This window comes from Pseudomonas sp. LBUM1641, from assembly GCF_059716235.1.
In genome coordinates, this window is the sequence record NZ_CP166815.1 from 3,367,548 (window position 1) to 3,390,720 (window position 23,173).

General features: G+C 61.9%; 26 protein-coding genes. 11 read left to right on the forward strand and 15 right to left on the reverse strand.

Annotated elements, in window-relative coordinates; translation table 11 throughout:
- Positions 1-52: 52 nt before the first annotated feature.
- The 4 genes from ACA046_RS15415 to ACA046_RS15430 form a co-directional block, all read right to left on the reverse strand.
- Positions 53-1,378 (reverse strand): MFS transporter, encoded by a 1,326-nt coding sequence (locus ACA046_RS15415; protein ID WP_497676951.1) that lies wholly within the window; start codon positions 1,376-1,378, stop codon positions 53-55.
- Positions 1,379-1,435: 57 nt separating this feature from the next.
- Positions 1,436-2,629, reverse strand: coding sequence for an L-2-hydroxyglutarate dehydrogenase (lhgD, locus tag ACA046_RS15420; protein WP_167664692.1), 1,194 nt, complete (start codon positions 2,627-2,629; stop codon positions 1,436-1,438).
- A 106-nt stretch (positions 2,630-2,735) separates the two neighbouring features.
- Positions 2,736-3,446, reverse strand: a complete 711-nt coding sequence (locus ACA046_RS15425; RefSeq protein WP_497676952.1) for a FadR/GntR family transcriptional regulator — start codon at positions 3,444-3,446, stop codon at positions 2,736-2,738.
- A 46-nt stretch (positions 3,447-3,492) separates the two neighbouring features.
- Positions 3,493-4,719 (reverse strand): MFS transporter, encoded by a 1,227-nt coding sequence (locus tag ACA046_RS15430; protein WP_497676953.1) that lies wholly within the window; start codon positions 4,717-4,719, stop codon positions 3,493-3,495.
- Positions 4,720-4,830: 111 nt separating this feature from the next.
- Here ACA046_RS15430 and ACA046_RS15435 point away from each other — a divergent pair, with 111 nt between their 5' ends.
- Together ACA046_RS15435 and ACA046_RS15440 are read left to right on the forward strand one after the other, a co-directional pair.
- Complete coding sequence (locus ACA046_RS15435) at positions 4,831-5,721, forward strand: LysR family transcriptional regulator (protein ID WP_497676954.1); 891 nt, start codon at positions 4,831-4,833, stop codon at positions 5,719-5,721.
- A gap of 248 nt (positions 5,722-5,969) precedes the next feature.
- Positions 5,970-6,644 (forward strand): GNAT family N-acetyltransferase, encoded by a 675-nt coding sequence (locus tag ACA046_RS15440; protein ID WP_497676955.1) that lies wholly within the window; start codon positions 5,970-5,972, stop codon positions 6,642-6,644.
- Here ACA046_RS15440 and ACA046_RS15445 read toward each other — a convergent pair.
- Complete coding sequence (locus tag ACA046_RS15445; protein ID WP_497676956.1) at positions 6,641-7,243, reverse strand: TetR/AcrR family transcriptional regulator; 603 nt, start codon at positions 7,241-7,243, stop codon at positions 6,641-6,643. The genes ACA046_RS15440 and ACA046_RS15445 overlap by 4 nt on opposite strands.
- 90 nt (positions 7,244-7,333) lie before the next feature.
- Between ACA046_RS15445 and ACA046_RS15450 the strand changes: the two genes are divergently transcribed.
- The gene (locus tag ACA046_RS15450; protein WP_497676957.1) at positions 7,334-7,939 is read left to right on the forward strand and encodes an NAD(P)H-dependent oxidoreductase; all 606 of its coding nucleotides are present in this window, start codon (positions 7,334-7,336) and stop codon (positions 7,937-7,939) included.
- On the opposite strand, the gene ACA046_RS15455 is transcribed toward ACA046_RS15450, so the two are convergent.
- Positions 7,936-8,793: a LysR substrate-binding domain-containing protein gene (locus tag ACA046_RS15455; RefSeq protein ID WP_177009435.1), complete on the reverse strand. Its 858-nt coding sequence runs from the start codon at positions 8,791-8,793 to the stop codon at positions 7,936-7,938. The two genes, ACA046_RS15450 and ACA046_RS15455, sit on opposite strands and share 4 nt — an antisense overlap.
- A 107-nt stretch (positions 8,794-8,900) precedes the next feature.
- Here ACA046_RS15455 and ACA046_RS15460 point away from each other — a divergent pair, with 107 nt between their 5' ends.
- From ACA046_RS15460 to ACA046_RS15470, 3 genes are all read left to right on the forward strand, one after another.
- A complete protein-coding gene (locus ACA046_RS15460; RefSeq protein ID WP_008436391.1) occupies positions 8,901-9,179 on the forward strand; it encodes a carboxymuconolactone decarboxylase family protein in 279 nt (92 codons plus the stop codon).
- Positions 9,180-9,184: 5 nt separating this feature from the next.
- Positions 9,185-9,559 carry a tautomerase family protein gene (locus ACA046_RS15465; RefSeq protein WP_459021199.1) on the forward strand — a complete coding sequence of 125 codons (375 nt, stop codon included), beginning with the start codon at positions 9,185-9,187 and terminating at the stop codon, positions 9,557-9,559.
- Between the two features lie 153 nt (positions 9,560-9,712).
- Positions 9,713-9,988, forward strand: a complete 276-nt coding sequence (locus ACA046_RS15470; protein ID WP_497676958.1) for a hypothetical protein — start codon at positions 9,713-9,715, stop codon at positions 9,986-9,988.
- 651 nt (positions 9,989-10,639) lie between these two features.
- On the opposite strand, the gene ACA046_RS15475 is transcribed toward ACA046_RS15470, so the two are convergent.
- Positions 10,640-11,029 carry a hypothetical protein gene (locus ACA046_RS15475; protein WP_318302605.1) on the reverse strand — a complete coding sequence of 130 codons (390 nt, stop codon included), beginning with the start codon at positions 11,027-11,029 and terminating at the stop codon, positions 10,640-10,642.
- A 32-nt stretch (positions 11,030-11,061) separates the two neighbouring features.
- A complete protein-coding gene (gene aroA, locus ACA046_RS15480) occupies positions 11,062-12,318 on the reverse strand; it encodes a 3-phosphoshikimate 1-carboxyvinyltransferase (protein WP_497676959.1) in 1,257 nt (418 codons plus the stop codon).
- 243 nt (positions 12,319-12,561) lie between these two features.
- Between aroA and ACA046_RS15485 the strand changes: the two genes are divergently transcribed.
- A complete protein-coding gene (locus ACA046_RS15485; protein ID WP_497676960.1) occupies positions 12,562-12,915 on the forward strand; it encodes a DUF1428 domain-containing protein in 354 nt (117 codons plus the stop codon).
- Between the two features lie 212 nt (positions 12,916-13,127).
- Positions 13,128-13,757: a lytic polysaccharide monooxygenase auxiliary activity family 9 protein gene (locus ACA046_RS15490; protein WP_459021187.1), complete on the forward strand. Its 630-nt coding sequence runs from the start codon at positions 13,128-13,130 to the stop codon at positions 13,755-13,757.
- A 146-nt stretch (positions 13,758-13,903) separates the two neighbouring features.
- On the opposite strand, the gene ACA046_RS15495 is transcribed toward ACA046_RS15490, so the two are convergent.
- The 5 genes from ACA046_RS15495 to ACA046_RS15515 form a co-directional block, all read right to left on the reverse strand.
- Positions 13,904-14,458 carry a UPF0149 family protein gene (locus ACA046_RS15495; protein ID WP_459021185.1) on the reverse strand — a complete coding sequence of 185 codons (555 nt, stop codon included), beginning with the start codon at positions 14,456-14,458 and terminating at the stop codon, positions 13,904-13,906.
- An 86-nt stretch (positions 14,459-14,544) separates the two neighbouring features.
- Positions 14,545-15,798 (reverse strand): chloride channel protein, encoded by a 1,254-nt coding sequence (locus ACA046_RS15500; protein WP_459021183.1) that lies wholly within the window; start codon positions 15,796-15,798, stop codon positions 14,545-14,547.
- A 114-nt stretch (positions 15,799-15,912) separates the two neighbouring features.
- Positions 15,913-16,596 (reverse strand): anti-sigma factor, encoded by a 684-nt coding sequence (locus tag ACA046_RS15505; RefSeq protein WP_459021181.1) that lies wholly within the window; start codon positions 16,594-16,596, stop codon positions 15,913-15,915.
- The gene (locus tag ACA046_RS15510) at positions 16,593-17,120 is read right to left on the reverse strand and encodes a sigma-70 family RNA polymerase sigma factor (RefSeq protein WP_497676961.1); all 528 of its coding nucleotides are present in this window, start codon (positions 17,118-17,120) and stop codon (positions 16,593-16,595) included. The genes ACA046_RS15505 and ACA046_RS15510 overlap by 4 nt, the downstream gene beginning before the upstream one ends.
- Before the next feature lie 71 nt (positions 17,121-17,191).
- Entirely contained in the window at positions 17,192-17,713 is a 522-nt protein-coding gene (locus ACA046_RS15515; RefSeq protein ID WP_497676962.1) for a DUF3455 domain-containing protein, read from the reverse strand.
- Positions 17,714-17,850: 137 nt separating this feature from the next.
- On the opposite strand from ACA046_RS15515, the gene ACA046_RS15520 reads away from it, so the two are divergent.
- Together ACA046_RS15520 and ACA046_RS15525 are read left to right on the forward strand one after the other, a co-directional pair.
- Positions 17,851-18,630 carry a class I SAM-dependent methyltransferase gene (locus ACA046_RS15520; protein WP_497676963.1) on the forward strand — a complete coding sequence of 260 codons (780 nt, stop codon included), beginning with the start codon at positions 17,851-17,853 and terminating at the stop codon, positions 18,628-18,630.
- Positions 18,631-18,712: 82 nt separating this feature from the next.
- Positions 18,713-19,498: a sulfite exporter TauE/SafE family protein gene (locus ACA046_RS15525; RefSeq protein WP_497676964.1), complete on the forward strand. Its 786-nt coding sequence runs from the start codon at positions 18,713-18,715 to the stop codon at positions 19,496-19,498.
- On the opposite strand, the gene ACA046_RS15530 is transcribed toward ACA046_RS15525, so the two are convergent.
- Positions 19,495-20,730, reverse strand: a complete 1,236-nt coding sequence (locus ACA046_RS15530) for an acyl-CoA dehydrogenase family protein (RefSeq protein WP_497676965.1) — start codon at positions 20,728-20,730, stop codon at positions 19,495-19,497. The two genes, ACA046_RS15525 and ACA046_RS15530, sit on opposite strands and share 4 nt — an antisense overlap.
- A gap of 263 nt (positions 20,731-20,993) precedes the next feature.
- Here ACA046_RS15530 and sfnG point away from each other — a divergent pair, with 263 nt between their 5' ends.
- Complete coding sequence (sfnG, locus tag ACA046_RS15535; protein WP_497676966.1) at positions 20,994-22,085, forward strand: dimethylsulfone monooxygenase SfnG; 1,092 nt, start codon at positions 20,994-20,996, stop codon at positions 22,083-22,085.
- Here the strand turns inward: sfnG and ACA046_RS15540 are convergent.
- Positions 22,069-23,169, reverse strand: coding sequence for a peptidase C39 family protein (locus ACA046_RS15540; RefSeq protein WP_459021171.1), 1,101 nt, complete (start codon positions 23,167-23,169; stop codon positions 22,069-22,071). The genes sfnG and ACA046_RS15540 overlap by 17 nt on opposite strands.
- Between the last annotated feature and the right edge of the window lie 4 nt (positions 23,170-23,173).

The window sequence follows — 23,173 nt, forward strand, 5'->3', positions numbered from 1 at the left end:
ATGATGCGTGATGAAGGGGCATCCATGCACCCGTTGGTCCGAACTTTTTACCTCAGTTCTTGAATGCCGAGTGTTTACGGCCCTGATCGCACAAGGCAAACACCACCACCAGCAGGGACGAGATGGCGAGAATTATCACAACGCCATCAGTGGAGTGGGTGGCCGACGCCGCGACCATCGACAACGCCCCTAATGGCGCGAGGCCACCTGCGATCGCGGTGCCGATTTCACGCCCGGTGCCAAAGCCTGAAGAGCGGGTTTGGGTCGGGAACTGGCGGCTCAGGAACGAACCCTGCGGCGCAAACATCATCGGTGCAAGGATGCCGGTGCCCACGCCGATGGCAATGTAGATCATCAGGCTTTCACCGGTGTTGAGCAGCGCCAGGAACGGGTAGGCAAACAGCAGCGAGAACAGCCCACCGAGCATCAGCACGGTCTTGCTGCTCCACTTGTCGCACAACCAGCCGAAGCACGGCACGGCGACGATGGCGATCAGGCTGGCGATGGTCACCGACAGCGAGGTGACGTGCACATCAACGCCCTTGAACTGGGTCAGGTACGCCAGGGAAAAGGTCTTGAAGATATAGCTCAGGGCGTTGTAGCCAATCGCCACGAAGAACACCACGGCCAAACCCTTGAGGTCGTTCTTGAACAGCGCCTTGAGCGGCGAGGCCTTGGCCTTCGCGGTTTCCTTGCTCAGCTCTTTGAACTCCGGGGTTTCCGGGATGCTGTTGCGCACCCACAGGCCCACACCCACCAGCGCGATGCTGCAAATGAACGGAATCCGCCAGCCGCCGGCCAGCAGGAACTCGTTGCCGTTGATGGTCAGCAGGTACACGGTCAGCGACGACAGCAGCAAGCCCAGGTTCAAGCCCAGCGCCGGCCATGCACCCTGGCTGCCGCGCTTGCCTTCCGAGGCGTGCTCGTAGGACGTAACCGCCGCGCCGGACAATTCGGCACCGGCGCCCAGGCCCTGGATGATGCGGATAAACACCAGCACGATCGGCGCCCAGATGCCGATGGAGGCGTAGCTGGGGATCAGGCCGATCAGCGTGGTGCACACGCCCATCATGCAGAAGGTCAGCACCAGCACTTGTTTACGCCCGAACTTGTCGCCCAGGTAGCCAAACAGAATGCCGCCGAACGGGCGGGCAATAAAGCCGATGGCAAAAGTGGAAAACGCCATCAGCGTGGCGGCTTTCGGGTCGCTGTTATCGAAGAAGATTTTCGAGAACACTATCGCCGCCATGGTGGCGTACAGGTAAAAGTCATACCACTCCAGCATCGAGCCGAAGATCGTCGCGGCCGCGACTTTGCGCAGGCGTTTCTTGGTTTGCTCGGGCGTTTCAACGTCCGGGGTGTGGGCGGTTGCCGTCATTCTGGAGTTCCTTCCTGGTCATTATATTTATTGTCAAAGTGAGGCGTGTTGCGGGTGTCAATCGGGCTTGAACATGCGGTCGGCGATCATCGCGCCGATGGGGATTGCGGAGGTGGCAGCGGGTGAGGGCGCATTGCACACGTGGAGCATTCGCGGGGTCTGGGCAAACAGGAAGTCGTGCACCAGGGTGCCGTCGCGCATCACGGCCTGGGCGCGGATGCCGGCTTCGTAAGGCAGCAGGTCTTCGATGTTCAGCGACGGACAGTACTTGCGGCATTGCTCCAGGTAGCCGGATTTGAACAGCGAGTTCTTCATCTCGACGCTGCCGGAACCGAGGTTCTGCCAGAGGGTTTTCCAGAAGCCCGGGAAGCTGGCGTACTGCGCTACATCGCGCCAGTTCACCGAGAACTTGCGGTAGTTTTCGCGGCCCAGGCCGAGTACGGCATTCGGGCCGACGGTGACGCTGCCGTCGATCATGCGGGTCAGGTGCACGCCGAGGAACGGCAACTCCGGATCAGGGATCGGGTAGATCAGGTGATTGACGATGTTGTTTTTCGATTCCGGCAGGCGGAAGTACTCGCCGCGAAACGGGATGATCTGATGGTCGATCTTGACCCCGGCCATCTTCGCCAAACGGTCCGATTGCAAGCCGGCGCAGACCACCAGGTGCTTGGCCTGCCAGCTTTCGCCACGGGTGTTGACGGTGACTTTGTCGGTGTCTTCAACGATCGAGGTCACCGTGCGTTCCAGGCAGATTTCCCCACCGGCACGGCGGATGACCCGGGCCATGGTTTCGCAGACTTCGCGGTAATCGACGATGCCGGTGGCGTCGAGAAACAACCCGCCCAGCCCGACGATGTTCGGTTCGCGCTGGCGCAACTGGTCGGCGTCCAGGCGTTCGACCTTCATCCCGTTGAGCTGCGAGCGGGCGTACAGCGCTTCCATCCGCTGCACTTCCAGCGGGGTCGAGGCCACCAGCAACTTGCCGCACACCTCAAACTTGATCCCGTGCTCGGTGCAGAACTGCTTGGTGGCCTCGGCGCCGCGTTTGCACAAGTCGGCCTTGAGGCTGCCCGGCGCGTAGTAGATGCCGGCATGGATCACGCCGCTGTTATGGCCGGTCTGGTGCTTGGCCAGCAGGCTTTCCTTTTCCAGGATTACCAGGGAAGCGTTCGGCTGGCGCTTGAGCAACTCCATAGCGGTGGCCAAACCGACGATCCCGCCGCCGATGATGCAAAAGTCATAAATCATTGTTTTAGATACCTACGCATTTCAGTCTGATTATCAGGTTGTCAGACTAATGATTTTGTTAAAAAAACGGCGCGCCACCGGCACGCTTTAAAAGGGTTTGAATCGGTCAGTTGATGGCGGGCAGTTCCAGATGCAGGCGCCGTGCTGCGGCGCGCAAGTGAGCCTCGGCACAGGCGGCGGCGCCTTGGGCGTCACCGTCGACGATGGCCTGGTACAGCACGGTGTGTTCCTGGGTGGCGTCGGCCGAGCCGCTGACAAAGCGGGTGGCGGAGTTTTCCCAGGCGGTCTTGCGCGCACTGGCCAGCTGGCTGCGGAGGAAGTCATGGAAGGCCACGAAATAGTCGTTCTTGCTGGCCTCGGCGATGGCGCGGTGGAATTCCACATCGGCCAGGGCGGCGGCTTCGAAGTCGGCGCGCTTGTCGTGCATTTCCTGCAGGGCGGTTTTCATGCGGTGCAGGTCAGCGGCATCACGGCGCTGGGCGGCAATCGAGGCGGCCTGGGTTTCGATCCACAGGCGTACTTCGAACATCTGCGCCAGGTCCGGACGGCGGCCGTTTTTTTCCGGGAAACGGAACACGGTGCCGGCCGGGGTCTGGGAAATAAATGAGCCCAGGCCACGCCGCGCAGTCAGTACGCCGTCGGCCTTGAGCTGGGCGATCGCTTCACGCACCACCGAACGGCTGACGTTGAGTTGTTCAGCCAGTTGCTGTTCGGTGGGCAGGCGCGCTTCGGGCGCCAGTTGGCCGGAATCGATTTCTGCACGAATGGCGCTGACAACACGCATAACGAGCGAATCTGGGCGCTGGAGCTCAAGCATGGGAAAACCTTGGTAATCAGGTTGTCAGACAATAGTCGTTACGATTTTACCTTGTCAAGACAGCTGTTACGCGGAACCGGGCGCGTAGGGCCAGGAAAAGGCCTACACCAATCAGTGTCACTGCCACGCCGAACGTGGCTCGCATCCCACTTCCCACGTCGGCGGGAGTGGCCGTGGCGAGGTCACCTGAAACGTGCGCAAAGACCGCACCCAATGCCGAGGCGCCCGCGATCAGCCCCAGATTGCGCGACAGATTGAGCATGCCGGCGACCACGCCCCGGAGGTCTGGCACTACGTCGCTCATCACCGCGGTGTTGTTGGCGGCCTGAAATTGGGCGTAGCCGAGGGTGAGGATAATCAGCGGGCCGATGTACCCGGCAATCCCGAGATTCAGCGGCATCAGTGCGAGCAACAGGCCGCCAGCCAACATCGCCAACAGCCCGGCAATGGTCATCGGGCCGCTGCCAAAACGGTCGGTCAAACGGCCCGCCGGTACGCCCATCACTGCCGAAACACACGGCCCGACCGCCATCGTCAGGCCCATCCAGGCGGGATCCAGGCCCGCACCGTGGGTCAGGTAGAACGGCCCGACGACGAGTGTCGTCATCATCACCGCCGACACCAGCGCGCTCATGGCCAGGCCGGCGCTCAAGGTCGAATCCCGTAGCGTCGACAAAAAACTGAACCCGGATTGCACGGGCTGTTGCTCGCGGCGGTCAACGCGCAGATAACGCCGGGCGAGGGCAAAGGTCAGCAACCCCAGCGGCACGGTGGTGAAAAACAGCGCGCGCCAGCCGAACTCCGCGATCAACACCCCGCCAAGGCTTGGCCCCAGTGCGGTGCCCATGGCCGACACGGTGCCCAGCAAACCCATGGCGCGCCCGGTGCGCTCCTTGGCGACGGTCTCGCCCACCAGCGCCATGGTCATCGCCATCATGATTGCCGCGCCCAGGCCTTGCAGGGCGCGGGCTGCAATCAACAGCCCGAGGGACGGGGCCATGCCGCACAAGGCCGAGGCCACGGTGAAGAGCAGTAACCCCGCCAGTAGCAAACGGCTACGGCCTATCAGGTCGCCCAGTCGCCCGACGCTGACGATCACGGCGGTGATCGCCAGCAAGTACGCAAGCACCACCCACTGCGCCGCCTGAAAGGATGCATCAAACGCCTGCACCAGGCTTGGCAGGCCGACGTTGGCGATGCTGGTGCCCAACGACGCCAGCAACATGGACAGTGACAGGGCGGCGAGGGCGCCACGGGGTGCAGGTGATTTCATCAAGAGGCTCCAGGATTTGACCGCTGTCGGAAATCTACGCCGTCACCTAACATGGCGGAAGGCGCAGCATTTGCACTTTATACGTGCGCCAAACGCCATGTGAGGTTTGCCGTGTCGACACCCGATCTGAATTTGCTGGTCACCCTGGATGTATTGCTCGCCGAAGGCAGCGTCGCCCGCGCCGCTCAACGCTTGCGCCTGAGCCCATCGGCGATGAGCCGGGCCCTGGCGCGACTGCGGGAGACCACGGGCGATCCGTTACTGGTGCGCGCCGGCCGCGGGCTGGTACCTACACCGCGGGCTTTGGCGTTGCGCGAACAGGTCAGCCAGTTGGTGCAGGACGCCGAAGCGGTGTTGCGACCGGCGGCGACGCTGGACCTGAGCCAACTGGTACGCACCTTCACCTTGCGCACCAGCGACGGATTTGTCGAAAACTTCGGCCCGGCGCTGTTGGCGCGAATCGCCCGGGAAGCGCCTGGCGTGCGCCTGCGGTTCGTGCACAAGCCAGACAAGGTCAGCACGCCGCTGCGCGATGGCAGCGTCGACCTGGAAACCGGCGTGGTCGACAGCAGCGCCAGCCCCGAAGTGCTGACCCAGGCGCTGTTCCGCGACCGTTTTATCGGCGTGGTGCGCAAAGGGCACCCACTGAGTCAGGGCGAAGTCACACCGCAGCGCTTCGCCGAAGGCCAGCACATCTACGTATCCAGGCGTGGCCACGATCAGGGCCAGATTCATCAAGCCCTTGAAACATTCGGGCTGACCCGGGACGTGGTAACCATCGTCGCCGGCTTCTCCACCGCCCTGGCACTTGCCCGCAACACCGACCTGATCGCCAGCGTGCCGGAGCGCCATACCGCCAACCTGCACAGCGACCTCTACCGCTTTGCGCTACCGTTTGCCTTCCCGGACTTCACCGTGTCGATGCTCTGGCACCCGCGCCTGGACGCCGACCTGGCCCATCGCTGGCTGCGCGGTTGCCTGCGGGAGGTGTGTGCGCAATGAGCCGAGCCTGGAAACCCATTTGGAAAGCACCGACCCATTGTGGCGAGGGAGCTTACTCCCGCTGGGCTGCGAAGCGGCCCCAAAACCTGCATCCTGTTTCCAACTGAAAGAACACGGTGCGCTTAATGGGGCTGCTACGCAGCCCAGCGGGAGCAAGCTCCCTCGCCACAATGGGTGCTTGCGGGTCCACGGCGGCCCTTGAGCAGGTACAATCCGCCGGGCCTTAGAATGAAACACCAGGAATTCGAATGTTCAGCCTTACCCATTACGAAACCCCATGCCCCGAGCCGATCAATGCGCAGATCCTGCAAATGGTGGTCGACAACCTGACTGACATCAGCATGGTCGCCATCCCGCCGAGCAACCTGCTGTACAACGTCTACCAGTACGCGATCGGCTACGAAGTGCACCTGTACCTCGAAGCGCTGGGCGGCTCCAAGGGCATTGCGGTTGAATTGATCGTCGCGCTGGACACACAGGAGCAGGTGATCGGCTTTCTGCTGTACCTGCCGGTGAAGGATGATCCAGAAGCCTGCGGCGTTGCCTACATGGCGGTGCACGCCAGCCATCGTCGCAAAGGCGTGGCGCGGGCGATGATGCAGGACATGCTCGCTCGCTACCCCCATGCCGAACTGACCTGCGCGGTGGAGAAGGTGCCGGCGTTCGAGTCCATGGGCTTTCAACTGCTCGGCGTGCGCGGTACCCAGGTGCTGATGAACACCCGTGACTACAGCACTGACGGTCTGATGGGTTTACTGGATGTGGCGTCGATCTACAGCTCGCTTGAGGTGCGGCAGATCCACACCTACCTGCTGCAAAAGCACGGCAAGCGGGCGATGGTCGATGCGGAGAAGCAGCGTGACCGACACTTCGACCAGATGACCCACAAGGCCCGGATGTTTGTGCACGCAAGGCTGGGTTAACGTACGCCTCGACTCACCATCGACTTGATGCTCGCAAACAGTTCTTCCTGTGCCTCCAGCGCGCTGATTTCCTCGCTCGCTGCGGCATGGGACAAGGCTTCCGCCGCGCCCAACATTCCCCTCAAACCGGCCTGGGTTATCACGCCGTCCACGGCAAAAGGGGCGAGGGCATCGCGGCACTTGCCGAGGAAAATCACGTCGTACTCACGCTTGACGCTCTCCAGTTCCGGGCTGCCGGCCAACGCCGCGATCACCCCCGGAATTTCACGTCCCTGCAGCAACACACAGTCGACATAGCACGAGGCGATCACCCACGCGCGGTCGTCCAGGGTGGGTTCGCTGGCCTCGATTGCGGCGGCAAATACCTGGTTCTGACGGGCGTCGAAATCCTCATACAGCGCGGCCAACAGCCCCGCGCGATCGCCAAAATGGTCATACACCACCGGCTTTGTAACGCCGGCCAACTCAGCCAGATGGCCCAGGGTCAGGGCATCGGTGCCTTCTTCTCGCACCAGTTGCCAGGCCACGTCGAGCAACTGGCGCAACCGGTCATCCCGGGACAGGCGACGGCGAGGGGCAGGGGATTGATCGCTTGACATGCTTATATACCAAAAGTAACTTACCAACGGTAACTTAGCTCAAGCCTACTCAATTTGCCTTCTCATCGCTACCCCGAAGGAGTCACTGCCATGCACGCGCTGATCGTTGTTGCTCATCACGACTCACACTCCCTGACCCACAGCCTCGCCAAACAGGCCGCCGCCGGCATAACCGTAGCCGGCCACACCTTTGAAATCGCCGACCTCGCCGCCGAAGGTTTTGACCCGCGCTACAGCGCCGCCGACCATAAAGTGCACCGCACCCGCGCCACGCCGCCGGCCGACGTACTGGCCGAACAGGCCCGGCTCGACCGCGCCGACGCCTTGGTGCTGGTGTTCCCGATTTTCTGGTGGTCGATGCCGGCCTTGCTCAAGGGCTGGATCGACCGGGTATTCGTCAACGGTTGGGCGATCGACTACAGCCTTGAGACGAAGGTGGTGAAAAAACTCGGCCACTTGCAGGTTCACTTGCTGGGCGTCGGCGGGGCGGACGAAGGTGTGTTTGAACGCCACGGCTATGCCAACGCCATGCACACGCAAATCGACCATGGGATCTTTGATTACTGCGGAGCGAAAGTGCTGACATCCGAGCTGCTACTGGACTCGGAAAGCGGCGCTGCGGAACAGCATCTGGAGACGGTGGCGAAGTTGGGGCGACAACTGTTCGTGACCCTGGAGCCCTGCGAAACCGACTAAACCAGGCTGCTCTGTATGAGCGCTGCCAACTGTGCTACCGCAGCGCCTGGCGCTGGATGGCTGCAATGCAATTCATAGCCAAGGGACGGCACCGGCGGCAGGCCGTCGAGCACCCGCAGGTGCGCAGGCAAACCGATGCGGGTGCGCAAGGTCACGCCCAGCCCGGCATCGACCGCCGCCCAGATCCCACCCACGCTGGGGCTGGTCAATGCAATACGCCAGGCAATGCCGGCGCGGTCCAGGGCTTCGGTAGCAGCGCTGCGCAATACGCAGGGCGCCTCGAACATCACCAGCGGCAGCGGCGCGTCTTCGGCGCGCGGTAGTTGGGGTTTGTCCCGGGGCCCGATCCAGTGCATGGGTGTTTGCCCCAGGCGGGTGCGGCAGGACGATGTCTGACCAGTTTCCCAGGTCAGTGCCAGGTCCAGGCTCGCGCTGTCGATCAGGGTCAGCAACTCGGCATTGCGGCCAATCCGCACTTCAAGACTGATCATCGGATACAACCTGGCGAAGCGTCGAAGGATGTCACTGAGCACGTGCTCGCCAAAATCCTCCTGCAAGCCGAGGCGCAAGGTGCCTGCGGTTTGGGTTTCGTTAAGGCTGCTGAAGACAGTGTCATTGAGGTCCAGCAACCGCCTGGCGTGGCCGAGCAGCGCTTCACCCACCGGCGTCAACACCAGCCCGCGCCCGGATTTGCTCAGCACCGGCGTCCCGACCTGTTCTTCGAGTTTCTTTAATTGCGCGCTGACGGCTGAGGTCGAACGGCCCAGGCGGTCCGCCGCTTTGGCAAAGCTGTTCAGCTCCACGCCGGTGACGAAGGTGCGCAGTACATCAAGGTCGAAGGTGGGGCGGCGCATCGAATGGTCCATTAAAACGGGATGGTGGATGCCATTAAATCTGATATTCGGAATGATCCTGGCTTGCTAGTTTTTGCCCGTCAACTGAATTGTCGGAGCGAGCGTCCATGAGCAACAAATTTACCGAGCTGACCCGCGACGTGCTGTTCGCCGATATCTGGGAGCGCGAGGGCCTGTCGCCCAGGGAGCGCAGCCTGATCACCGTGGCGGCACTGGTGGCGATGTACCGTCTGGAGCAACTACCGTTTCACTTGCAGCGGGCGGTTGGCAATGGCTTGAGCGTCGAGGAACTGGGTGAAGTCATCACTCACCTGGCGTTTTACTCCGGCTGGCCGACAGCGGCGTCGGCGCTGAACCTGTTGGCAGCCATCCATCCTGCGGAGTAACCACCATGCCTTACGCCCGAATCTCACTGCACCGCGGGAAATCCCCTGAGTATCTGCAAGCGCTTTCACAGGGACTGCATGACGCCCTGGTTGAAAGCTTCAAGATTCCTGACGCGGATCGCTTCCACGTGATCCACCAGCACGAAATTGGCGAGATGATCATCGACCCCAACTACCTGGGCGGCCCGCGCAGCGATGACTATGTACTGATCGCGATCACTGGTGGTAAGCCTCGTGATACCGAGACCAAACGGCGGTTTTACCAGGTGTTGGTGGAGCGACTGGAGGCCGCGATTGGGCTGAGCCCTGAGGATGTGATGGTGGTGATTACGACGACGGCGGCGGATGAGTGGTCGTTTGCAGGTGGCAGAGGGAATTAGCAGCACGGGCGTACTTTTCCAATTGGAATGATTGCCCACAAGGTATGGAGAGGTGATCGGGAAATGTCATTCTGGAAAGGAGGACCTTTCTGACAACCTTTCAGGCGGCTCAGTCTTACTCTTTGCGCTCTTGTGGAATCCTGGAGTAAAGGAATGACTTCCAGCGTCTTGAAGGACGGTTTTCCAGCTGCCTATCGCACCACCCGCGAACGGATCGAAGGCAGTATCGACCTCGGCCGGTTGTTTGCCGCGATCGATGCTGACCCGGCGATTGCGGACGAAGGGGTGGTGTACCTCGACGATCAACTGTGGCCGGTGACGTTGCGTGAGTTTCAGCCGGTTTGCAGTGTGTTGCCCAAACGGGTGATTTTGCGTGAAGCGCCGAGGTACATGGCGCGGCTGGATTTTATACGGGAGCTGCAGCAGTAGCCGAGGGAGTCGCAATGGGTACTTGAGGCCGTCGGTATGGGTGCAACCATGAGTGTCATAGGCAGCGGCGTCTCCGGGAATATCCGGACACTGGCCATCGGCCTATATGAAGAGTTTGAATAATGGAACTGAGAAATTCCCCTAGAGCTTTTATGGCTCACTATTTTCCGGTTTTCGTCTGTGCTTTTATGTTTGCGCTTTTCGCTCTTGCGGTAGCGGGGTCGTCGATGGGTAGTACCTACATGCGAGGCGTGCCTGCTTATCGTAGTTACACGGGGCTGGATGTGGGCATCGCTTCCATTATCTTGTCAGCGGGCAACTTTCTTATCCTCCGAGGTCGCGCCTGGGGCGTCTGGATACTGGCAGGCAGTTGTGTGATGAGCTTTTTCATTGTGCTGTTCACCTACAGCTATCAGCCCCATCCTTTTATCTACACAACGGGGCTGTTGTTCCCGCTGCTAAGCCTCTACCTGCTCAATACCCACCGCCACCGCCAAATGCGCGCAGAACTCGTTCTACTTCGTCACGAACGCGAGCGCTACAAAGCCGGCTTTCGGCCCCCGCGTACTCAGGAGATGGCCCAGGCTCGCCTCGCATACCAACAGGCCCGCAGGCTCAAGCGAGAAAATCGCCGCAAATGGAACGCGGCCCTCAACCCTCGCGAAACAAGTCATGAGCATCCAGCAACCGATACGCAATCTCCGGCCGCTTCTCCATGCCCTTGCGAATCGCTGCCGGGATCGACTGCCGGGTCTTGCGACACAACCCCGGCAAGTCATCGATAACGATCTGAATCCCGCGCATTGTTTTCACCTCTGTATGACCCGGCGCGACATGCACGCGAATGCCCAGTTGCAGGTACATCAGCTGTTGCATGCGTTCCAGGTCGGGCAGGCTTTGCAGGTTTTCGAGGCGTTCGAGCAGGCGTTTTTCTTCCTGGCGCGTCAGGTGCAGGATGCGCGCATCGGCGCCGGGAAGGTCGAGCAGTTGCTCACGATTGCAGTCGCAGACGCCGGGTGGGCAGGGTTGGCGAATCGTCATGCAGTCTCCATCCCGTTCCCGGCGCCGGCGGCTTAATAGGTCAGATGGACCCCAAGGCTTTCCAGCTCTTTCCAGTACTCAGGATAGGTCTTGCCGACGCAATCCGGGTCTTGAATCCTGATGCCTGAAACCTTCAGGCCCGCCAAGGCAAAGCACATCGCGATGCGGTGGTCGGCGTGGGTGTCGATCAGCGCGTTGCACGTGGTGCCTGCCAGTGCTGGATCGCTGGCCACCAGCAAGTCATCACCTTCAATGGTCGCCAGGCCCGGACGGATTTCATTCAGACCGTCATGCAGTGCCTGCACCCGATCACATTCCTTGACCCGCAGGTTGGCCAGTTCCGTGAAACGTACCGGCGTGTTGTTGAACGCGGCCAGTACGGCGAGGGTCGGGATTGCGTCCTGCATCTGCGAGCCAATGACCACCGGCTGCATCTGCGGGAACTGCGCGATCACTGCCTGGGCCTTGGCATCGGGCTGGGTGAAATCCTGCGGGGCGACACCGAGGTCGATGCGGCCACCGGTCAACACTTCGGCAGCCCACAAGTAGGTGGCGGCGGAAGCGTCAGGCTCGATCAGGTAATCGTGGGCGGTGTAGCCGGTCGGGGCCACGCGCCAGGTGCTTTCATCAACGATGTCCACCTGGGCACCGAAGGCGCGCATGCAGTCCAGGGTCAGGTCGACGTAGCCACGGGCGCCGATGTCCTTGCCGGTCAGTGCCACTTCAATCGGCGCTTCGCCGCACGCCGCCAGCATCAACAGCGCCGACACGTACTGGCTCGACAGGCCGCCGTCGATCTCGAAACGCTTGGCTTGCACGCGGCCAGTGCCATGGACGGTCACGGGTGGGCAACCGGTAGGGCTGTCGACCTGGATGCCATTCTGGCCGAGGGTCGCCAGCAGCGGGCCGATCGGGCGTTTTTGCATGTAGGCGTCGCCGTCCAGCACCACGGTGCCTTGTACGGTGGCCACGGCGGCAGTGAGAAAGCGCATCGCGGTACCGGCGTTGCCAAGGAACAGCGGTTGTGCCGGCAATTGCAGCGTGCCAACGCTGGTGACGACGAACGTGGTGTCGTCCGGCTCATCGATCACCACGCCCATCTGCCGCAGGGCCACCGACATGTGGCGGGTGTCATCGCTTTTCAGCGCGCCGCTCAAGCGGCTGGTGCCCTTGGCCAGGGCCGCCAGCAGCAAGGCACGGTTGGTAATGGATTTGGAGCCGGGGGGCGCTACCTTGCCGTTCAGTGGAAAGTTGGGCGGTGTAACGGTCACGGTTTTCTGCGAACTCAAGGTACAAGGCTCCTGCTTCAAGGCGGGTGGCGTTTGGCGGACACGAATAATCGGCCAAACACGCTACCGTTGTCGAGCGTGGATCGTTGAGAGTCGCGGGTTATGGCGCCATGCGGCCATTCAAGTCGCCATACGCTCGCACTCGTGAAACCACCATTGGTCGACATTTCCCTCCTTGATGTCGATTGAGCGCCTGATGGATCGACTACAAGCACAACAACCCGCCGAATCAGGAGAGTGATCATGTCTTACGTAGATGGCTGTGTCATCGCGGTGCCCACCGCAAAACGCGAACAATTCATCCAGCACGCCAAGGCCGCCGCCGTGGTGTTCAAGGAGCATGGCGCGCTGAATATCGTTGAATGCTGGGGCGATGACGTGCCCCAGGGGCAGGTGACCTCGTTTCCCATGGCGGTCAAGCTCAAGGAGGATGAAACCGTGGTGTTTTCCTGGATCGTCTGGCCGTCGCGGCAGGTGCGTGACGCCGGGATGAGCAAGGTGATGGAAGACCCGCGCCTGAAGGCAGACGTCAATCCGATGCCGTTTGATGGGCAGCGGATGATCTATGGCGGATTTGAGATGATCCTGAACACCTGAGGCCAGGCGTTCATGGACGGCCGCTGTAGTCCGATCGCCTGTCGCAGGGTAGGACCGACGACAACTCTGGTGCAAGACCGGTGCGAAAGCTACGCAAAACAAGGACATGACGCGATTTGTCTGACAGAACCGTCGGGTAGACAACCCCGCGGGGTGGGCTAAGTTCAAGGCGCTTCCCATGACGGGAGGTCTTCAATCAAGGAGTGACTGAAATGAACAAACCCCAGACTCAACTCAAGCATGGTCGCGTCGTGACCCCCGCCAGCCGTGGCGCGGTAGCGGTAGAACGCGGGCTGCTGGAAGGCTGGCAAGTCAACGAAATGGAAGGCGGCAAGAACTTCCCGGCCCTCAACGCAGGCCCGTTTCCGGCGCCTTACGAAACCGACGATCAAAGTGTCACGCCACCCGCTGACGGGCACATCCTCAGCGGCGGCAAGACCGATGCCCGCGACTGCGTCAACTTCACCGACGAAGAAATGGGTAAAAAGCTCAACACCCCGTTTAACTGGCCGTTACTGAATGTTGAAGCCGGCCAGGTGTTCAAGGTGCAGTGGGCTTACACCGCCGCGCACGTGACCCGTGGTTATCGCTGGTTGATCACCAAGGACGGCTGGGACCCCAAACAGCGCATCAGCCGTGCTCAACTGGAGCCCAAACCGTTCTTCGAGGACTTCTATACCCAGGTGCCGTATTACCAGCACTCGGCCGAACTGAAGGCCAAGGTTGAACATCAGGTGACATTGCCCAAGGGCAAGAAGGGCCGGCATGTGCTGGTGTTGATGTGGATCGTAGCCAATACCGGCAATGCGTTCTATCAGGCGTTTGACGTCGATTTCAACTAGCGGCAACTGAACCTGGAGGCAAAACATAACGTGGCGAGGGAGCTTGCTCCCGCTGGGCTGCGGAGCAGCCCTAAAAATCAGGGGCGCTTCGCACCCAGCGGGAGCAAGCTCCCTCGCCACAGGTGTTGCGTTCAACACAAGATCAATCAGCGCTGGGCCAACCAGTAGTCATGCAGCGCACGGGCCGCAGGTTCGATCGCTGCTACTCGTTGCTGATGGGCATCAACATCCAGGTCTGCCGGCAGTTCGAAGTTGTCCTGCTCGGCGCACCAGGAAATCTTCTCCAGTTGCCCGGCCTGTTCGGCGGGCAGCTCTGGCCAGTTGCCAATGGCGGCGCCACGGATATAGCCAAAGCACCATTCTTCCGCCAGGGTCAGTGGCTGGTCCTGATGCTCGGTTTCTTCGAAACGCGCTTTAAAGCCTTGGGCATCGGTCGCCAGTTGCGTGGCGATGGCGTTCATATGCCGCACGCACAGTTCAAGGAACTGCCCGGCTTCTTCCGGGCTTTCCCAATCCGGGTTCTGCCCACCAAAGATCCCCGGGAACCATTCGGCAACGTCCACTTGGGCAGGGCTTGAAACCAGTGCGGTGAAGTAGCCGTCAAGTTCGGCCAGGTTCAGCACCGAATGGTCGTCGCCGTACTTGAGCAGGGTTTCGTCGATGAACTCGAAATCGGCGGGGGTGAGGGGTTGGTCGTGCATGGGCATATCCTTTGTGCGTAGAACGCCGCTGATGGGGCGGCTTAAAGCGCGGAGGATGGCGCGTGTCGGGGTTTTAATCCAGTTCTTCAGCGCTTTTCCCACAACACGCACAGCTTGCTCATGCACATCGAACCCGCCACCGCGAGGATGATCGGCACCAGGAAGTCATGGTCGATGCGGGTGAATTCCGCCACCAGCACAATCGCCGTCAACGGCATGCTCATGCTCGATGCCAGGAACGCCGCCGCACCGATGATCGCGAACGCCCCCAGCGGCACGCCGGGCCACAGCAGGTTCCAGGCGCCACCGAGGATGATCGCGAGCAACGCGCCGTTGGCCAGCGCCGGCGTCAGCAGGCCGCCTTCGGCACCGGCGCGCAGGCTGCTGGCGGTGATCAGCACCTTGACCACCAGCAGCAGGGCGGCCAGGGCGATGGTCAGCTCGTTGTCGAAGCCCAACTGCGCCGGGCCCTTGCCGTTGCCGAGGATTTGCGGGAGGAAAATCGCCAGGCCACCGATGAGGGTGAAGTTGATCAACGACAGCACCGGCAGCCGCCAGCCACGGGCGGCGTTGCTGCGGGCTGCGCCGGTCAGGCGGGTGAACCCGTAGGCGGCGAGGCCAAACACCGGGCCGCAGATCAATGCCCAAGCGATCAGAGCCGGGCTGAGCACAAAGTGCGGCACCACGTATTGCGCCTCAGCCCCAAGGCCGATCCAGGCCACTGACGCGCCGATGGCCGAGGTGGCCAACGCAATCACCGCCGCCGGCCAGCTGAACACGCCCACCAACACTTCGAGCACAAACACCGCGCCCCCCAGCGGCACGTTGTATACCGCCGCCAGCCCGGCACCCGCGCCGCAGGCAACAATCAACCGATGCATGTCCGGTGCCAGGCGCGCCCGTTGTGATAACCAAGTGGCGGCCAGTGCGCCGACTTCCCGTGGCGCCACTTCACGGCCCAAGGGCGAGCCGAGGGCCACGGTGATGATTTGCAGCACGGCGTGGGCGAGGGTGGTCTTGGGCGGCATGATCGGCGCGTCGGCCGAGACCGCTTGCTTGATGCTCACCAAGGGGCGGCCATAACGGTAGATCAACCACCAACCCACGCCGGCCACCAGGCCGCAGGTGATCAGCACCAACACCCGGCGTTCGGGCGCGGCGGCGGTGACGCCGAGCAAAAAGGTTTCATGGCTGATCAGGCTGTCGAGGCTGTAGCCGTAGGCCAGGTGCTGGATGCCGTGCAGCAGCAAGGCGAGGAGCATGCCGCCCAGGCCGGCGCCGATGCCGGTAAAGATGACGACAAGGGCAAGAATCAGCAGCGAACGGATTTTTGAGGGCATGAAGGGTCCAGGGAGCCGGGTTTTCGAGCCCGATTCTATAGCGCAACGGTGACGCCATAGCCCCGAGATGTAATGCCAGTGCACAAACTGGCCTTCCACAACATTGCATTACGTTCAGATTACTTTAACGGCCCGGCCAATTGCCTGAATCGGACCTGTCGGCTTGCCGGTTTTCGATCCGCCCGGATTTTCCAGGGTCAGCTCAAACAGCTGGTTCGGCGCCAGTGGCGGGAGTTTGTCAAGCGGCACCGACAACGTCTGCCCGGGCTTGACCAAGCCCAGCGACACGGGGCCTTGCCAGTCTTCGCCCTTGGTCCAGAACTGCAAGGTCTTGTCCGCCGGCACTTCCATGACGCCCAGTGGGATCAGCTGGATTTCCTGAGTATTGCTCGCCTGGATCACCCAGCCCGGCGCCTGGTTTTGCGGGGCTACCAGCACCACCAGATAAGCGGTCGGGTTGATGGCTGCCGTACGGGTCAGTAGCAGCGTCGCCAATACCAGGCTTGCCGCGATACCGGCACCGGCCAGCCCGCGCCACAGGGCCAGCCGGTTCCACCACGAGACGGGCGAATCGTGAGTGGCTGAATGCCCAAGGCTGCGTTCGATGCGTCGCCATAAATACACCGACGGCGTTGCGGGCGCGGCCTGCTCGGTCAATGACAACAGGCGCTGCTCCCAGGCGTCCACCGCTGCGCGCAACGCGGTGTCGGTTGCCAGGCGTTGTTCCACCTCGGCACGCTGCTCGGCGGGCAAGGTGCCGAGCACATATTCGCTGGCCAGTTCATCGATGCTGTTCATGCCATGCACTCACGCAATGCCGCGAGGCTGCGTTTGATCCACGCTTTCACGGTGCCCAATGGGGTGCCGAGTTTGTGCGCGATTTCGCTGTGGGAATAACCGTCTACATACGCATGCAGGATGCAGTTGCGGCGGGCCGGGTCGAGTTGTTCGAGGCAACTGTAGATGCGCCCCGAGCGCGCCTGATAGTCGAAGGTGTCGGTGTGCTCTGCGCTTTCATGCTCTTCGCTGAGGGGCACTTCGCGTCCATTGCTGCGCACGGCATTCAATGCCAGGTGCCGGGTCACGCTGTACACCCAGCCGCGGGCCGAGCCTTTGTGCGGGTCAAAGCTGGCGGCGCCCTTCCAGATCTTGATAAAGGCGTCATGCACGATGTCTTCGGCCACCGCCTTGTCGCGCACGATGCGCAAGGCGACCCCCAGCAGCCGGCTGCTTTCCTGTTGGTACAATCGGCGCAAGGCCGGTTGTTCGCCACGGCCGCAGGCCAGCAGGCAGGCTTCATAGTCAAAATCGGCTTCAGGCAAAGACAGGGCTTCCAGGTGGAGGCCCCGGCGGTGAGCTCGGGGCGCTTTCGCAGCAGCGTAGACGAGTTTGGTTAATTGGCCGCCCAGAAGATGTAGTCAGCCTGGTACTTCACCACTTCCTGCTTGCCCTTGTTGGCCGCGGTGCATTCGGTGCTCGGTGCCACGCCACCCTTGAGGGCGACCCGTTGAATGTAGGCGACGCCACTCATCGCGCCCTTGCCTTCGGCGGGGTTGGCCTTGACCAATTGATAGGGCAGGTTGCCGGGGCTGGACGGCGCCACCGCCAACTGGGTGCCGGTGACTTTCGAACCGTCCTTGGCCTGCCAGGTGGCCGGTGGGCCGAAGTAGCTGCCGACCTGCTGGCCATTGCGGTCATTGAGCACGGCCTTGGGCCCGACGAAAAACCATTCGGTCTGGCCGGCAGCGTTGGCCTTGTCGCGGCACTCGTAAGTGATTTCGCCGACCCCGGTGGTTTCCATTGCCACCTTGTGACCGTCCGGCACTTTGATGCTGTCGGGTAAACCGGTCTGGGCAAAGGCGGTCGGTGCTGCGGCGAACAGGCAGGTCACGCAGAACAGGGCTTTGGCGTTCATCAGTGTCTCTCCGTAGGGGCAGCAAGGCGCTGCTACCTGTACTACCCACGACACGCGAAAACGGATGCAGCGATTAGAAAATAAATCGCCAAGGGCGCACACTGTGGCCCCCCGCACTACCAGAGGAGAGATTGGCAATGACCGGTGTTCACAAGTCTGCTCAACAGGGATTCTCTACTCAGGCCGTCACGTACGCCCAAGGCCGGCCTGACTATCCACGGCAACTCACGGGTTGGCTGACCGATGCCCTGCAAATCAATCCCCAGTCCACGGTCATCGACCTGGGGGCCGGCACTGGCAAGTTCACCCGCTTGCTCAGCACCGTGGCGCCAACGTTGATTGCGGTCGAGCCGGTGGAGGCGATGGGCGCGCAGTTGAAGAAACTGCTGCCGGATGTGCGCCTGCTGTCGGGCACCGCCGAAGCCATCCCCCTTGAAGCGGCCACCGCCGATGCGCTGGTGTGCGCCCAGGCATTCCACTGGTTCTCCACGGAAGCGGCCCTGGCGGAAATTCACCGGGTGCTCAAGCCGGACGGCCGCCTTGGGTTGATCTGGAATGTGCGGGATGAGTCGGTGGACTGGGTTGCAGCGATCACCGAGATCATCACGCCCTACGAGGGTGACACCCCGCGTTTTCACACCGGGCGTTGGCGCGAGGCGTTCACGGGTGAGTATTTTTCCGCGCCCGAAATGACCTGCTTCCCCTACAGCCACGTGGGCAGCCCCCAGGAAGTGATCATGGATCGCTTCCTTTCCGTGAGCTTTATCGCTGCGCTGCCGCCGGCGGAAAAAGCACAGGTGACCGAGCAGTTGCAGGCGCTGATCAACACGCATCCGGCGTTGCGCGGTCGTGAGACAGTCGCCTTCCCGTATCAGACCCAGGCCTACCGCAGTCAGCGATTGGCAAGAAAGGCATAAAGTCAGAACGTTTTGATATAAGTGGTTATAAGAAAAATCGCTATGCTGCGGCCAGAATTTTATAAGGCCGCAGGTAGTGGTAATGGATGTAGGTAATTTTGGTTTCTCGATTGCTGGCCTGATTGTTGGATTTATCGTGGGGATGACCGGTGTCGGCGGCGGCTCGTTGATGACGCCGATCCTGCTCTGGTTCGGCATCAACCCGGCCACCGCCGTGGGTACCGACCTGTTGTATGCCGCCATCACCAAGTCGGGTGGGGTGCTGGTTCACAGCAAGAATCGCAACATCGACTGGACCATCACCGGCTGGTTGACCCTGGGCAGCGTGCCTGCAGTGTTGCTGACCTTGTGGTTCCTCAAGAGCCTGGACACCGATCCCGCCGCCTTGAACGCGGTGATCAAGCAATCCCTGGGCGTGGTGTTGCTGCTGACGGCCACGGCGATCCTGTTCAAGAACAAGCTGTTGGCCTTCGCCCAGCGGCATGCCGGCGACGACTACAAGATGGCGCCGCGCAACCTCAATGCGCTGACCGTCGTTACCGGCGCGATCCTCGGCACCATGGTTGCCCTGACCTCCATCGGCGCCGGCGCCCTGGGCACCGTGGCGCTGTTTATCCTGTACCCGTTCCTGGCCACCAAGCGCCTGGTGGGCACCGAAATCGCCCATGCCGTGCCACTGACCCTGGTCGCCGGCCTTGGCCACGCGAGCATGGGCAACATGGACTGGACCTTGCTGGGCTTCCTGTTGCTGGGCTCGCTGCCGGGGATTTATGTCGGCAGCCACATGGCCGGCAAGGTCCCGGACGGGATATTGCGGCCTTGCCTGGCGTTCATGCTGGTGATGATTGGATTCAAGCTGGCGCTTTAACGCGCCGGCCCATTGCCGATCTGCCATACAAACGGCGGCTCGGTGCCATTGATCACCCAGTCGCCGACAATCCGCGCCTTGTAGATCACCGGGTTGTGGGACGACACCGTCCGTGCGTTGCGCCAATGCCGATCGAGGGCTTTGCCCTGGCGCACATCCGAAGCCCCCAGCGCGTTGAACAGTTCAGTGGTGGCGCGCTGGATCAGTTCCGAGACCACCACCTGCGCCGTGGCTGACTCAATCTCGGCCGTCACGTTAGCTTCGCGCTCGACGGCATCGTCCCCACCAAACCGCGCCACATAAGCCCGCTGCGCCGGAACCGCGGCCTTCAGCGCGCTGGCTTCGGCGGCATACACCAGTGCTGCGACTTCGCCCACCACCTGCTGTATCTGGGAATCCTGGCTCACATGGGCTGCATTGCCGTGGCTGTAGATCCGCTTGCGGCTGCGCACCTGATGCGCCACATCCTTGAGGGCCGCGCGGCCGATACCGGCCAGGGTGGCGAGCAGTACCAACTGGTAGAACGCAGTCTGGTATTTAAAGCGGGTAGCAAAGTCGATGACGTTTTCCGCCTCCACCACCGCATCGGTAAAACGCGAGGTACCGCTGCCGGTGGTGCGTTGGCCAAAGCCGTCCCAGTCATCGCTTTGCACCACGCCGGGCTGGCGGGTGCGGGTGGCGGCAATCACGTCGCCGCCGGTGTCGCTGCGTTGGGCGTAGACGTCGATCCAGTCGGAAAACAGGCTGCCGGTGCTGTAGAACTTCTCACCGTTGAGTTTCCATTTATCGCCGTCGGGGCTGACTTGGGTGACCACGTCGCCGATGGCCACGCTGCCGATTTCGGTCCAGGCGCAGCCGACGATGTCACCGTCGACAAAGCGTTTGAACCAGATGTCCCGCGCTGCGCCAGGTGCGGCGTTCAGGCGGTCTTCGGCAAACGCGAAATGCCCACGCAGAGCCTGGGGCACGTTGGAGTCGGCTTCGGCGAGCTCGATCAGCAGTTCAAACAGCTGGGGCAGGGAAGCGCCGCCACCGCCGTATTCCACCGGAACGCGCACGGCGCCAAAGCCGGCTTGCTTGAGCCATTGGATCGGCTCGTAGGGCAGGGCGCGGGTGTGTTCGCGTTCTACGGCACCCTCGGCGATGCGCTGGAAAATCGGCCGGAAGCGTTCGGCCAGGGCGTGATAATCGACGCCGGTGGACAGTGGATTGATCACGTGGTGTTCGGTCATGGGGACGGTTCCTGGGCAGTTGGACAGTGGAGCTATTGCACGGTCCATGCCGGGTGCCAACGGCCGTGTTTACGGGCGCGGGGCGGATTCAACTGTTGCTGCGGCAACAGCAAAACGACAAACCACTGCAATCCATGACACCTTTCCGCAGGTCGTTTTCCGCCCATTTGAGCGCGCCAGGCCCCTTGGTCCGGGCCTCTCACGGTGACTGGCACAGTTGCTGCTCCTTACGCTGTACATGCCAATCCGCGAGGTACAGTCCGATGAGTCAGCAAGCCGTTAAATTTGCCTACTGGGTGCCCAACGTCAGTGGGGGGCTGGTGGTCAGCAAGATCGAACAGCGCACCCACTGGGGCATCGACTACAACCGCAAGCTGGCGCAATTGGCCGAAGAAGCCGGCTTCGAATACGCCCTGACGCAGATTCGCTTCACCGCCGGTTATGGCGCTGAATACCAGCATGAGTCCGTCGCGTTCAGCCACGCGTTGCTGGCGGCCACCACCAAGCTCAAGGTAATCGCGGCAATCCTGCCCGGCCCTTGGCAACCTGCGCTGGCGGCCAAGCAACTGGCAACCATCGACCAACTCACCAACGGCCGCGTCGCCCTGAATATCGTCAGCGGCTGGTTCAAGGGTGAGTTCCAGGCCATCGGCGAACACTGGCTGGAGCACGACGAGCGTTATCGCCGCTCCGAGGAATTCATTCGCGCCTTGAAAGGCATCTGGACCCAGGACAACTTCACCTTCCGCGGTGATTTCTACCGCTTCGACAATTACAGCCTCAAGCCCAAGCCACTGGGCGAACCGCATCCGGAAATCTTCCAGGGCGGCAGTTCACGAGCGGCGCGGGACATGGCCGCGCGGGTATCGGACTGGTACTTCACCAACGGCAACACCCCGGAAGGCATCAAGGCCCAGGTGGACGATATTCGTGCCAAGGCCGCTGCCAACCACCATTCGGTGAAAGTCGGGGTCAACGCGTTTGTGATCGCACGCGACACCGAGGAAGAAGCCCGCGCCGTGCTCGCGCAAATCATCGAGCAGGCCGACCCGGAAGCCGTCAATGCGTTTGGCGACGCGGCGAAGCAGGCGGGCAAGGCATCGCCGGAAGGCGAGGGCAACTGGGCCAAGTCGACCTTTGAGGATCTGGTGCAATACAACGACGGCTTCAAGACCAACCTGATCGGCACCCCGCAACAGATCGCCGAGCGCATCGTCGCCTTGAAAGCGGTCGGCGTGGACCTGGTGCTGGCGGGCTTCCTGCATTTCCAGGAAGAAGTCGAGTACTTCGGCCAGCGCGTGTTGCCGCTGGTGCGCGAGCTGGAAGCCAAGGCCGGGATCAAGCAAGTCGCCTGAACACCACCACCGCCGCACGCAATTTGTTATTGCCGAACCGGCACATTCGCTCGAACTCCCCGTGGCTGACCGGCAGGTGCTGGCAGTCCATGGGTTGGCGGTGCTGGCTGTGGTCCACGTCCGGGTCGTGCAGGTAGACGAAGTCTTCGTCGCAGTCGGTGACGATCACCCAATGGGGCGATTTGGAGCGGGTCAGCCGGTAGCTGCTGATCAACACCAGCGGCTGCCCACCGTCGCGCAGTACCTGGGGTAGATCCAGCGGGCCGCCGAGTACTTGCTCAACGTCGCTCAAGGCCAACTCTTCCTCGAAGGCGTCATGCACCAAGCGCATGACGTCTTTTTTATGCGCATCACGCACTCCGTCGAGAAATAACGGCCCGCTGACGTTGACCTGCATGCGCACCCGAAACCCGCGGCGCCAGGCGGCGAGTGCCAGGCCTTGGGGGCTGCAACCGCCATGGCCGGCGGTCATGAACACGGTGGTTGCTTCGCGCCAGATCTGCAGTTCTTCGCGGCGCTGGGCCACACGCGCAGGTTCCAGGGCGCCCATGGCCATCAGCAGGCTGGCGGCGCCACAGGTGAAGTCGGTGGTCTGTTGGTAATAGGGCACGCTCAAGGCCCGCGCGTCCTGGTGCTGGAGGATGCGTTTCTCCAGGCGCAGTGCCGGGGCGTGGTCTTCGTAGTAGTCGTTGATCAGGGCAAAGCGCCGGTAGCCGTTGCGCTCGTACAGGGCGATGGCGCCGGGGTTGTCGGTGCGCACTTCCAGGCGCAGGTAGGCGCAGTCATGTTCTACGGCGCAGGCTTCGATGCGCGTCAGCAGTTGCTTGCCCAGCCCCAGGCCCCGGGAGGACTCGGCGATGGCGATGGAATACAGGCGCGCCAAGGAGGTGCCCCGGTGGAACAGCACCAGGGCGTAGCCCAGCAAATCGTCATCTTTTTCTGCCACCAGCAGTTGCCCGTGGGCGCGGCTGACCATCCACTGGAAGCTGCGGGTGGAGAGCCGGTCCGTGGTGAAACAGTGCTGTTCCAATGCCACCAATGCAGGCACGTCATCGGGTGTTGCAACGCGAAAGGAAAGAGCCATGTGA

What these genes read in the sequence shown, in the direction of transcription:
- ACA046_RS15450 (WP_497676957.1), top strand. Translation starts at nt 7,334, where the DNA reads ATGCACGCGCTGATCGTTGTTGCTCATCACGACTCACACTCCCTGACC.
- sfnG (WP_497676966.1), top strand. Translation starts at nt 20,994, where the DNA reads ATGAGTCAGCAAGCCGTTAAATTTGCCTACTGGGTGCCCAACGTCAGT.
- ACA046_RS15455 (WP_177009435.1), bottom strand. Translation starts at nt 8,793, where the DNA reads ATGCGCCGCCCCACCTTCGACCTTGATGTACTGCGCACCTTCGTCACC.
- ACA046_RS15430 (WP_497676953.1), bottom strand. Translation starts at nt 4,719, where the DNA reads ATGAAATCACCTGCACCCCGTGGCGCCCTCGCCGCCCTGTCACTGTCC.
- ACA046_RS15460 (WP_008436391.1), top strand. Translation starts at nt 8,901, where the DNA reads ATGAGCAACAAATTTACCGAGCTGACCCGCGACGTGCTGTTCGCCGAT.
- ACA046_RS15425 (WP_497676952.1), bottom strand. Translation starts at nt 3,446, where the DNA reads ATGCTTGAGCTCCAGCGCCCAGATTCGCTCGTTATGCGTGTTGTCAGC.
- lhgD (WP_167664692.1), bottom strand. Translation starts at nt 2,629, where the DNA reads ATGATTTATGACTTTTGCATCATCGGCGGCGGGATCGTCGGTTTGGCC.
- ACA046_RS15440 (WP_497676955.1), top strand. Translation starts at nt 5,970, where the DNA reads ATGTTCAGCCTTACCCATTACGAAACCCCATGCCCCGAGCCGATCAAT.
- ACA046_RS15505 (WP_459021181.1), bottom strand. Translation starts at nt 16,596, where the DNA reads ATGAACAGCATCGATGAACTGGCCAGCGAATATGTGCTCGGCACCTTG.
- ACA046_RS15445 (WP_497676956.1), bottom strand. Translation starts at nt 7,243, where the DNA reads ATGTCAAGCGATCAATCCCCTGCCCCTCGCCGTCGCCTGTCCCGGGAT.
- ACA046_RS15525 (WP_497676964.1), top strand. Translation starts at nt 18,713, where the DNA reads ATGGATGTAGGTAATTTTGGTTTCTCGATTGCTGGCCTGATTGTTGGA.
- ACA046_RS15490 (WP_459021187.1), top strand. Translation starts at nt 13,128, where the DNA reads ATGAACAAACCCCAGACTCAACTCAAGCATGGTCGCGTCGTGACCCCC.
- ACA046_RS15520 (WP_497676963.1), top strand. Translation starts at nt 17,851, where the DNA reads ATGACCGGTGTTCACAAGTCTGCTCAACAGGGATTCTCTACTCAGGCC.
- ACA046_RS15530 (WP_497676965.1), bottom strand. Translation starts at nt 20,730, where the DNA reads ATGACCGAACACCACGTGATCAATCCACTGTCCACCGGCGTCGATTAT.
- ACA046_RS15515 (WP_497676962.1), bottom strand. Translation starts at nt 17,713, where the DNA reads ATGAACGCCAAAGCCCTGTTCTGCGTGACCTGCCTGTTCGCCGCAGCA.
- ACA046_RS15415 (WP_497676951.1), bottom strand. Translation starts at nt 1,378, where the DNA reads ATGACGGCAACCGCCCACACCCCGGACGTTGAAACGCCCGAGCAAACC.
- ACA046_RS15500 (WP_459021183.1), bottom strand. Translation starts at nt 15,798, where the DNA reads ATGCCCTCAAAAATCCGTTCGCTGCTGATTCTTGCCCTTGTCGTCATC.
- ACA046_RS15470 (WP_497676958.1), top strand. Translation starts at nt 9,713, where the DNA reads ATGACTTCCAGCGTCTTGAAGGACGGTTTTCCAGCTGCCTATCGCACC.
- ACA046_RS15465 (WP_459021199.1), top strand. Translation starts at nt 9,185, where the DNA reads ATGCCTTACGCCCGAATCTCACTGCACCGCGGGAAATCCCCTGAGTAT.
- ACA046_RS15495 (WP_459021185.1), bottom strand. Translation starts at nt 14,458, where the DNA reads ATGCACGACCAACCCCTCACCCCCGCCGATTTCGAGTTCATCGACGAA.
- ACA046_RS15485 (WP_497676960.1), top strand. Translation starts at nt 12,562, where the DNA reads ATGTCTTACGTAGATGGCTGTGTCATCGCGGTGCCCACCGCAAAACGC.
- ACA046_RS15540 (WP_459021171.1), bottom strand. Translation starts at nt 23,169, where the DNA reads ATGGCTCTTTCCTTTCGCGTTGCAACACCCGATGACGTGCCTGCATTG.
- ACA046_RS15475 (WP_318302605.1), bottom strand. Translation starts at nt 11,029, where the DNA reads ATGACGATTCGCCAACCCTGCCCACCCGGCGTCTGCGACTGCAATCGT.